At 65.7% G+C, this 3,363-nt stretch carries 4 protein-coding genes; all 4 read left to right on the top strand.

Annotated features, from left to right (window positions below; all coding sequences use genetic code 11):
• Window positions 1–159: 159 nt before the first annotated feature.
• Window positions 160–1,047 carry a LysR family transcriptional regulator gene (locus ACFDTG_RS16490; protein WP_375292004.1) on the top strand — a complete coding sequence of 296 codons (888 nt, stop codon included), beginning with the start codon at window positions 160–162 and terminating at the stop codon, window positions 1,045–1,047.
• Between the two features lie 66 nt (window positions 1,048–1,113).
• Entirely contained in the window at window positions 1,114–2,394 is a 1,281-nt protein-coding gene (locus ACFDTG_RS16485; protein ID WP_375250744.1) for an amidohydrolase family protein, read from the top strand.
• A gap of 49 nt (window positions 2,395–2,443) precedes the next feature.
• Window positions 2,444–2,791, top strand: a complete 348-nt coding sequence (locus ACFDTG_RS16480; protein ID WP_375250743.1) for a DUF3140 domain-containing protein — start codon at window positions 2,444–2,446, stop codon at window positions 2,789–2,791.
• 208 nt (window positions 2,792–2,999) lie between these two features.
• Window positions 3,000–3,363, top strand: a 364-nt coding sequence (gene rpsL, locus ACFDTG_RS16475; RefSeq protein ID WP_375292003.1) for a 30S ribosomal protein S12, incomplete at its 3' end; no start/stop codon positions are given.

Genomic DNA, 3,363 nt, shown 5'->3' with positions numbered 1-3,363 from the left:
GGCCCAGCGTCTCGAAAGCGCGGCGTTCGATCGTCGCCGGGGAAGATAGGATGTCGTTCATGTCCAGATATCCTTTGTGTGGACAAGAGATAGGACAGGCACGCCCTTGCCAAAATGGAAACGATTGAAACGTATCGTTTCGAGAGTTACCAAGAGACGATGAGGCTTCCCGATCTCGAGGCATGGGCGATCTTCGCCGCCGTGGTGGAACATCGCAGTTTCAGCGCTGCGGCCGAAGCCGTCGGGCTCAGCAAGGCGACCGTGTCGAAGGCGGTCTCGCGGCTGGAAGCGCAACTGGGCGTGTCGTTGTTCCACCGCACGTCGCGGCGCTTGGCGCTGACCGAGGCGGGACGGCCATTGGCGGACCATGCCGCCCGGATCGTTCAGGAGGCGCAGGCGGCAGAGGAAACCGCGCGCTGTGGCGCCCATTTGCCCGCCGGGCGCGTCCGGATGGCGGCGCCGATGAGCTTCGGCCTTCAGAACGTCGCGCCGCTGATCGCGGACTTCCTGCTCGAATATCCGATGATCGAGATCGACCTGCACCTGTCGGACGCGCGCGTCGATATCGTCGCGGAGGGTTTCGACGTCGCGTTGCGGATCGCCAACCTGCCCGACAGCAGCCTGCGCGCGCGCCGCTTGTGCAGCATCGCCGCGCATCTGGTGGCGGCGCCCGCCTATCTGGAACGACACGGCGTGCCAACGCATCCGGCGCAATTGGGCGAACATCGCCTGCTTGGCTATACGAACGTAGCCGGGCCGTGGCGTTTTCAGGGCAAGGACGGCAGCGAAACGTCGGTGAAGGCGTCCGGGCCGCTATCGGCGAACAGCGGCACCGCGCTGCTGCCCGCGCTGGTGGCGGGGCTGGGGATCGCGCGGCTGCCGGCGTTCATCGTCGGCGAGGCGCTGGCGGCGGGGGAGGTGGTCGAACTCCTGCCCGATTGGGCGCCCCCGCCGGTGATGCTGCATCTGCTGACCCCGCCCAGCGCGCTGCGGCCCGCGCGGGTGGAGGCGCTGATCGCCTTTCTGGCGGCGCCGCTGAAAGACTGAGTGATATCGCGCTGGCATTGGCCCCGGCGCTGCGTCATCCTCTCGTCGACATAGAGGGGTGAACGAATGACGATCTGGAACGGGATGCGCGCGGCCGTGGCGGCGGTGGCGGGCGGCGCGGCGCTGGCGGCGACCACTCCGGCCGTTGCGGAGACGGTGGTGGTCACCGCGGCGCGGATGCTGGATGTGCAGAGCGGGCGGATCGTCGAGCGGCCCGTCGTCACCGTGATCGACGGCAAGGTGAGTTCGGTGGCCAGCGGCGCGGCGCCCGCGGGCGAGGCGAAGCGGATCGATCTCGGCGATGTCACGCTGATCCCCGGCCTGATCGACATGCACGTTCACCTCACCAGTCTGGCGGAAGTGGGCGGCTATCAGACGCTGAAATATACCGACAGTTTCTGGGGCGCGGTCGGCGTCGCCAATGCCGCCAAGACGCTACGGGCCGGGTTCACCACCGTGCGCAACGTCGGGGCGAGCGATTTCCAGGATGTCGGGTTGAAGGAGGCGATCGACGGTGGCTGGGTGATCGGCCCGCGGATCGTCCCGGCCGGCTATGCGATCGGCGCGACGGGCGGCCATTGCGACGACAATGCGCTGCCCCCCTCCTATGACCGGAAGCTGCCGTCGGTGGTCAATTCGCCGGAGGAAGCACGCGCCAAGGTCCGCTGGCTGCACAAATATGGCGCCGAGGTGATCAAGATCTGCGCCACCGGCGGGGTGTTTTCGCTGGGTGATTCGGTGGGTGGCCAGCAATTGAGCGTCGAGGAAATGCGCGCGATCGCTGACGAGGCGCATATGCTGCATATGAAGGTTGCGGCCCATGCGCATGGCGACGAGGGCATCAAGGCCGCGATCGTCGCCGGGATCGACACGATCGAGCATGTCAGCCTCGCCTCCGACGAGGCGATCCGGCTCGCGATCCAGCACAAGACCTGGTTCGACATGGATATCTATAATGACGATTATATCCTGGCGACGGGCACCAAGAACGGCACCGAGCAGGAAAGTCTCGACAAGGAGCGGATGATCGGCCTGAAACAGCGTCAGACCTTTCAGCGCGCAGTGAAAGCCGGGGTGATGATGTCGTTCGGAACCGATGCCGGGGTCTATCCGCACGGCGACAATGCGAAGCAATTCGCCAAGATGGTCGAATGGGGAATGACGCCGCTGCAGGCGATCCGCGCCGCGACGTCGAGCGCGGCGCAGGCGCTCGGGCGCGACGACGTGGGCGTGATCGCGCCGGGCCGATGGGGCGACATGGTCGCGGTACGCGGCGATCCGCTCGCCGATGTGAGCGTGCTCGAACATCCCGTCGCGGTGGTGAAGGGCGGCGTGCGCGTCGATTGAATGAACCCGGCGCCTCTTCGCGAATTGATGCGCGCGAGGAGAGCTGCCCATGGCCGACGACCACGACACGGTTGCGAAGGAATTCAACGAGGCCGTCAACATGGCGCCCGCCGAGCTCGAGAAATGGCTCGACAGCGATGACAGCAAGCGCGTCGGCTACAAGGGCGGGGACGGCGAGGGCTCGGGCGAGAGCGTAGGTCACAAATCGGTGCGCCGGATCGTCGAGATCAAGCGCACGAAGAAGGCCGACCTGAGCGACGACGATTATGCGCATATGAAGAAGGTGGTGTCCTACGTGCACCGCCATCTGGCGCAGAAGGGACCGGCGAAGGACAAGGAGACGTCCGACTGGCGCTACTCGTTGATGAACTGGGGCCACGACCCGCTCAAGGACTAAGCGCTGCGCCGCCCGGATTGACCTGCCGCCGATGCTTGCGTATAGGCGCGCCGGTTCGTGCGACGAGGTGACTCGCGTGCGGACAGCTTGAACATTGCTGGATGCATTGAGGGCCTGGCGGCTGGCAACGGCGGCCGATGGTCCTTTTCGTATTCCAAGTAGCTGTGATGGCTCCAGCAAAGTAACCTAGATAGAGGTGAAGGCTTCAATGCCAACGATCAACCAGCTGGTCCGCAAGGGCCGCGAGCCGCAGAAGGCCAAGAGCAAGGTCCCTGCGATGGAGCAGAACCCGCAGAAGCGCGGTGTCTGCACCCGTGTCTATACGACGACCCCGAAGAAGCCGAACTCGGCGCTGCGCAAGGTGGCCAAGGTCCGCCTGACCAACCAGCGCGAAGTCATCAGCTACATCCCGGGCGAAGGCCACAACCTGCAGGAGCACTCGGTGGTGCTGATCCGCGGCGGCCGTGTGCGCGACCTTCCGGGTGTGCGCTACCACGTGCTGCGTGGCGTGCTCGACACCCAGGGCGTCAAGGACCGCAAGCAGAGCCGTTCGAAGTACGGCGCGAAGCGTC

It is taken from the genome of Qipengyuania sp. (genome assembly GCF_042095715.1).
Classification (GTDB): domain Bacteria; phylum Pseudomonadota; class Alphaproteobacteria; order Sphingomonadales; family Sphingomonadaceae; genus Qipengyuania.
The sequence above is the reverse complement of the archived record's forward strand: the minus strand, read 5'-3'. Positions and strand labels throughout refer to the sequence as shown.